Annotated in this window: 7 protein-coding genes; all 7 read right to left on the reverse strand. The window is 63.3% G+C overall.

The genetic code is table 11. The features are described from left to right. On the reverse strand, window positions 1-654 hold a 654-nt coding region (locus tag BN871_RS18250), incomplete at its 3' end, for a xanthine dehydrogenase family protein subunit M (RefSeq protein ID WP_048748251.1). 85 nt (window positions 655-739) lie between these two features. Beyond that, window positions 740-1,669 (reverse strand): ABC transporter permease, encoded by a 930-nt coding sequence (locus tag BN871_RS18255; protein ID WP_048748252.1) that lies wholly within the window; start codon window positions 1,667-1,669, stop codon window positions 740-742. A 25-nt stretch (window positions 1,670-1,694) separates the two neighbouring features. Further along, entirely contained in the window at window positions 1,695-2,867 is a 1,173-nt protein-coding gene (locus tag BN871_RS18260) for an ABC transporter permease (protein ID WP_083436527.1), read from the reverse strand. Continuing rightward, a complete protein-coding gene (locus BN871_RS18265) occupies window positions 2,836-3,111 on the reverse strand; it encodes a hypothetical protein (RefSeq protein WP_048748253.1) in 276 nt (91 codons plus the stop codon). Before BN871_RS18265 ends, BN871_RS18260 begins: the two co-directional genes overlap by 32 nt. After that, window positions 3,108-4,694, reverse strand: a complete 1,587-nt coding sequence (locus BN871_RS18270) for an ABC transporter ATP-binding protein (protein ID WP_048748254.1) — start codon at window positions 4,692-4,694, stop codon at window positions 3,108-3,110. Before BN871_RS18270 ends, BN871_RS18265 begins: the two co-directional genes overlap by 4 nt. A 106-nt stretch (window positions 4,695-4,800) precedes the next feature. Beyond that, window positions 4,801-5,961 carry a BMP family ABC transporter substrate-binding protein gene (locus BN871_RS18275; protein WP_021881633.1) on the reverse strand — a complete coding sequence of 387 codons (1,161 nt, stop codon included), beginning with the start codon at window positions 5,959-5,961 and terminating at the stop codon, window positions 4,801-4,803. 344 nt (window positions 5,962-6,305) lie between these two features. Then, the coding region (locus BN871_RS18280; RefSeq protein WP_048748255.1) for an NTP transferase domain-containing protein at window positions 6,306-6,630 on the reverse strand (325 nt) is incomplete at its 5' end.

The following is a 6,630-nucleotide window of genomic DNA, read 5'->3' on the forward strand; positions in this document are numbered from 1 at the left end:
GCCCTGCCCGGGCAGCATCGTTCCCGACGCGGCGAAGCTGACGAGCGACGGAGTGAACGACTCGCGGCGCCCGACCTTGCGCCAGCAATGCCAGCCGCCGGCAGCCTGCGGCTCCGACCGGCTCTCCCGAAGCCGGATTCCGGCCAGCAGACGCCGTTCCGGCTCCGCCGAGGTACGGCGCTCATCGAGCCATTCATCCAGCGGCTGCTCGGCCAGACCGGCTCCGTCGTACCAGAGGAGTCCGGCTTCCAGCGCCAGCAGCGCCGGAAGCGAGTCCCCGATCGAAGAGGCGGCATTGCCGCCCAGCGTGCCGAGGTTGCGGATGCCCGGACCGCCGATCGTGCCGACAGCCTCATGCAGCAGCGGCCAGCGCTCGCGGATGGGCTTAGAACGCTTTACGGCCGCAAGCGTGGCCTGCGAGCCGACAAGAACCCCTTCGGAATCAGCCGCGATGTCCGCCAGCCCGGGGATTCCTCTCAAGTCCAGCAAATACGGCGGAAGCGCCGCCCCGTTCTCCCACTGCGTCCGCAGCAGGGATCCTCCGGCGACCGGCACGGCCGCCGCTTCCCGGCCCGCCCGGAGCAGCCAGGCTTCCTGCAGCGACATCGGCTTCAGAACCGCCGTCTGCATGCCAGGCATGGATTGAACCGCCATGTCTATTCCTCCTTCCGGCACGGAATGAACGCCGTGCCTCTTGCAGGATTCCATCGAGGCTCCGGTCTATCCGTCCCGGCCGTCCTTACAAGCGCTGCTCCCGAATGTACGGGCTGCCCAGCGCTTCGGGCGAGCCGGACGGCTTGCCGCGGTTGCGCCAGCCGAGATACATGAGCACGAGAATCGTGACGACGTACGGAATCATTTTCAGGAAATACGACGGAATTGCGGTGCCTTCCAGCTGGATGCGGAAGCCGAGCGAGTCCAGTGCCCCGAAGAAGTAGGCGCACAGCAAGGCGCGCAGCGGATTCCAGCGGGCGAAGATGATGAGCGCCACGGCGATCCAGCCTCTGCCGGCCGTCATGCCTTCGTTCCAGACCGGCGAATAAACGAGCAGCAGATCCGCTCCGGCCAGCCCGATCAGGATGGCTCCCGCCGTGACGTACAAATAGCGGGACAGCTGGACGCGGATGCCCATGACGTCCGCAGTCGCCGGATTGTCGCCCATCGCCCGCAAATGCAACCCCCACGAGGTCCGGTGGATGAGCAGATGCAGGAGAACGGCGAGCGCGAAGCTTGCCCAGGTGAACACATCCAGATGCGCGAACAATTCGCCGAGCACCGGCACGCCGTCCAGAAAATCCAGATTCACCTTCGGCACCGGAGCCGGCATCGGCTGGCCGCTGACCGGCTTGCCGAGGTAAGCGCTGAGGCCGGTGCCGAACAGCGTCATCGCGAGGCCCGTGACGATATGGTTGGCCCGCAGCGACACCGTCATGAAGGCATGGATGAGGCCAAGCGCAGCCGAGACGCCGGCTGCCGCCAGCAGCGCCAGGCCGAGGCTACCCGTCCGCAAGTAGAGCAGGCAGGAAGTTACCGCGCCCATCAGCATGATGCCCTCGGTGCCGAGCTGGATGATGCCGGCGCGTTCGTTCAGAATTCCGCCCAGAGTCGCGATCAGCAGCGGTGTGCCGGAAGCGATGGCGGCTGCGAGCAGCATGATGAGAAAGTCCATAGGTCGATAGCCTCCCGGCGCGGTGTCAGGCGGTGCGGCGGACTCGGAACTTGGCCGCCATGTCGCCTGCGATGAGACAGAACAGGATCGCTCCTTGAATCATGGAAGAAATGGAGGAGGGCATGCCGATCGTCTGCACGCTGTAGCCGCCTACGATGAGGCCGCCGAAAAAGAATGAGGTGACGAGCAGTCCCGCCGGATGGAGCTTGGCGAGCCAGGCGACGATGATGGCGGTATAGCCGTAGCCCGGCGAGATGCCGTACATGAGCCGGTGGGCGACTCCCGACACCTCCGCCATGCCGGCGATGCCGGCGAGTCCGCCGCTGATGCCCATGACGATCAGGATGTGGCGGCGGATGTTGATGCCCGCTCCCCGCGCCGCGTCGGGATTGGCTCCGATCAGCCTGAGCTCGTAGCCCCAGCGGGTATAGCGGATCATGACCGCATACAGGATGACGGCGCCCACGGCGAACAGCAGCCCGAGGTGAAGGCGGGAATCGCCGAGCACCGGCAGCGACTGGTTGTCGCCGAACATCGGCGTGCCCGGGAAGTTGAAGCCCTTGGGATCCTTCCACGGACCGAAAACGACATAATTCAGGCCGAGCAGGGCGATATAGTTCAGCATGAGGGAAGTAATGAGCTCGTTGACCTGGAAATACGTCCGCGGAATGGCGGTCAGCAGCCCCCAGAACGCTCCGGCGGCGATGCCGGCGGCCAGCATGCACGGAATCGACAGCCAGAGCGGCAAGCCCGGCGCGTAGATCGTAACGGCGGTCGCTCCCATGGCGCCTGCGAGGAACTGCCCCTCCGCGCCGATGTTCCACACGGAGATCCGATAGGCGATCGAGACGCCTAGTCCGCACAGCAGCAGCGGAATCGCTTTGACGAGCGTTTCGGTAAGTCCGAATTCGGTGCCGAAGGCCCCGCGGAACATTTTGGCGTATACGGTGACGGGGTTCATGCCGTTCGCCCCGATGAAGACGGCGCAAATGAGCAAGCCCATGAAGATAGAGACGACCGGCGTCCACCAGGGCGAGCCTTTACCCGCCGGATCGATCTCCAGCCGGAACGGAAAGCGCGGCTTATCCGTCCCCGGCGCTCCCGCGCTGCTCGAACTTCCTGGCGCGGCTTCGGCCGATCCTGCCGATCTGCCCGCCGATGCCGCCTTAATCGGAGCTGCCGGGATATAGACGATCATCCCCCCCGGCGGAAGCCAGCATCTGCGCGCTCCTTGCCGGCTGCTTCTCTTGCTGCCGCTGCTCCGATGCCGATCCGCCAGTCGAAACGCCTCTCGTGTATTCCGGCATCCCTTGCCTCCTCTCCGCCAAGTCTGCTCCGCTAGTTAAGGCGCCGCTCCGGTCCTCCTGCATCGCAGCCTGCCTCTGAGCCAAGGCCGCCCCTGCGGCCGAAGCGCCGACAGCGATGAATTTCAGCTTGCTCATACCAACACCTCCTTCTTGCCGCGGTCCGGACTGCCTACCTGCTCGGCTTCGGCTGCAGCAGCCGCTTCCCGCATTCCTGTCATGAGCATGCCGATGACCGCGCGGTCCGCTTCATCATGCTTCAGCTCCCCGATGATCCGGCCGCCGAAGAGGACGAGAATCCGGTCGGACAGCTGCAGGATCTCATCCAGATCCTCCGAGATCAGCAGCACGCCGCTGCCTGCTTCCCGCAGGTCCATGAGCATCCGATGCACGCTGTCGGCCGCGCCGACATCCAGTCCCTGCGTCGGGTGGACGGCGACGAGCAGCTTCGGCTCCCTTGCGATCTCGCGGGCGAACAGCAGCTTCTGCTGATTGCCTCCCGACAGCATCCGGACAGGGGTGTCGATGCCCGGCGTGCGGACGTCGAAGCGCTCCACCTGCTCCGCCGCCCAGCTCTTGTTGGCCCGCCCGCGCAGCAGTCCGAGACGAGAGGAGCGCTCGCTGCTCCGGTACGATTTGGCGATCAGGTTGTCCGTCAGCGCAAGGCTCCCCGCAAGGCCGCTCTTCATCCGGTTCTCCGGAATATGGGAAATTCCGGCCTCAATCGTGTCCCGCACCGAGGCGTTCCTCCATTTCTTGCCGTCGAACTCGATTTCGCCCGACTTCCACTCATGAAGCCCGTTGAGCACCTCGGCCAATTCCTTCTGGCCGTTGCCCGCGACGCCGGCAATGCCTACGATCTCGCCCCGGTTCACCGTCAGATCGAGTCCGTCCAGCGCTTGGCGCCCGCCGTGTCCGGCCGCTTTAAGCCTGCGGATGGCGAGCAGAGGCTCCGTTCCCGCCTCCCCGCGTTCCTTGCGCTCCAGCACGACTTCCTTGCCGACCATCAGACGGGCCAGCTCCCGCTCGTCCGTATCCTCCTTGGCCAGCGAGGCGATCATTCTGCCCTTGCGCATGACCGAGATGCGGTCGGCGACGCTCATGACCTCCTTCATTTTGTGCGTCGTGATGATGATCGTCTTGCCCTCGGCCCGCATCTGCCGCAGCGTCGCGAACAGCTGCTCCGCCTCGCCCGGCGTCAGCACGGAAGTCGGCTCGTCGAGAATGATGATGTCGGCGCCGCGATACAGCGTCTTGACGATCTCGACCCGCTGCTGCTCGCCGACGGACAGCTGCCAGATCGGCCGGTCCACCGGAAATCCGAGTCCGAAACGAGCGGCAAGCTCCTCGATTTCCCTTGATTTCCGCTTCAGCCAGCCGCGCCCTCTCCAGAGTGAGCCCTTTTCTCCCAGCACCATGTTCTCTGCAGCGGTCAGCGTCTGCACGAGGCGGAAGTTCTGGAACACCATGCCGATCCCGAGCTGGGAGGCTTCCTTGGGCGAGCGGATCCGAGCAGGCTTGCCGTTCAGGCAGATCTCTCCCTCGGTAGCGCGGTACACTCCGGAGAGCATGCACATCATCGTGCTTTTGCCGGCCCCGTTCTCCCCGAGCAGCGCATGGATTTCTCCCTTGGCCGCCTGGAAGTCCACATGGTCGTTGGCGGTGACGGAGCCGAACCTCTTCACGATTCCTCGCATGTCGACGGCTGGAATGGCATTCATCTCGGCAGTCCTCCTTCAGTATGAAGCGCGGGTGCAAAAACGGTTCAGACCCCTTGGGGACAAGGGATCTGAACACGCCCGCTCCGGTTCGGATGATCGGTTGTCCTTACTTCGGAATGCTTCCGTCGACGCCTTTGACGAGCCAATCCATGGCGAGAATCTCGTCAAGGCTGAGCGACTTGCCTTGCTCGACCTTGGCCGCTCCGGACTGATCGGCGATCGGACCTGCGAATACGTCCAGCGTGCCGTCCAGCAGCTTGGCTTTGGCATCCTCGACCAGCTTCTTCACATCTTCCGGAATTTTAGCTCCCAGAGGGGCGAGGCCGACCATGCCGTCCTTGAGATCGCCCATGTATTGATCGCTCTTCCACGTTCCGTCCATGACGGACTTGACGACCTTCGTGTAATACGGACCCCAGTTCCAGGTCGGGTTGGTCAAATAGTTGTCCGGCGCAAACCGGCTCATGTCGGAATCGTTGCCTCCCGCGAACGCGCCGCGCTCGGCCGCCGCCTGGATTGTAGCCGGGGAATCCTGGTAGGCGAGCAGTACGTCCGCGCCTTTGTCCAGCAGGCTGACCGCCGCCTGCCGTTCCGCCGTCGGATCGTACCAGGTGTTGGACCAGATGACGCTTACTTTGGCGTCGGGGTTGACGCTTTGCGCTCCGAGGGCAAAGGCGTTCAGGTTGTAAATGACCTCCGGAATCGGGAACGCCCCGACATAGCCGATGAGGTTCTTTTTCGTCATCTTGCCGGCCGCGATGCCGGACAGGTAGCTGGCTTCATAGTTGCGTCCGAAGTAGGTGCCCATGTTGTCCGCCGTTTTATAGCCCGCCGCATGCTCGAAAATGACTTTGGGGAACTTCTTCGCCACGTTCAGCGTGTAGTCCATATAGCCGAAGCTGGTCGTAAAGATGATGTCATGGTCCTGCGCCAGCTCGGTGATGATCCGCTCGGCGTCCGCGCTTTCCGGGACGTTCTCGACGGTATCCGCCTTGATGCCTGTCTGCTCTTCCATATATTTGCGGCCATTGTCATGCTCGTAGGTCCAGCCGCCGTCTCCTGGCGGCCCGATGTAGACAAAGGCGACCCGAGGCTTCTCGATCGCCGGCTTGCCGCTCCCGCCCTCCGCCGTGCCTGTATTTGCCGCCGTACCTGCATTTGCCGCCGTGCCGGAATTCGAGCTCGAGCTGTTCCCGCATCCTGCCGTCACAAGCATAAGTGCCATCAGCATGACCGTCGCTGCTTTGAACGAAATGACCCTCTTCATCTCTTATCCTCCTTAGATCGGCTGCCTGGCTCGGGGCCGCGGCAGAGGCTTTCTGATCCCAACTATAAGATTCACGCTTTGTTTGCGTCAATTAACCTGACATACATTTGGGATCAAGGCTGGTTTGTATCGGTTTTCATTGTGCATGATGCACGAACAGGAGATGGAAATGATGCCTGTTGCCGCGCTTCGATAAAAATCGTGTCAGATAAATGTTACCTTTTCTTCGAGTGGGTTGATCCGGCCCATGATCTGCCTTCCCCCATCCAAAAAAAGACCCGAGCCTCCGAAAAGGAGATTCGAGTCTTCTGTCCCTATCGAACTTGCGCGCTCCGGTCCGCCGGCTAGCCATTCGGCCATGTCTGGGCGATCATCTCCAAATCCTCGGGAGTATCGACATCGTACAGGCTGCTCTCCGCCACATCCGCGAGCATTTCGCCCCTGAAGCCCGCGCCGGCGAACAGCTGCCGCGCCCCGCGGTCCCCTTCCAGCCTGGCCAGTGCCGAGAACATGGAGCCGCGCATGATCGCCGGCGGCATCGGTACGCCTTGCAGGCCGCATGCGGCCCAGTCGAGCTCCGGATGCCCATGCAGGACATCCGCCAGCCTGGCCAGCAGCCCGGCGTCGACGAGCGGCTGGTCGGCGAGAACGACCAGCACCGCATCCGGC

The organism is Paenibacillus sp. P22, assembly GCF_000469945.2.
GTDB classification, from domain to species: Bacteria; Bacillota; Bacilli; order Paenibacillales; family Paenibacillaceae; genus Paenibacillus_O; species Paenibacillus_O humicus.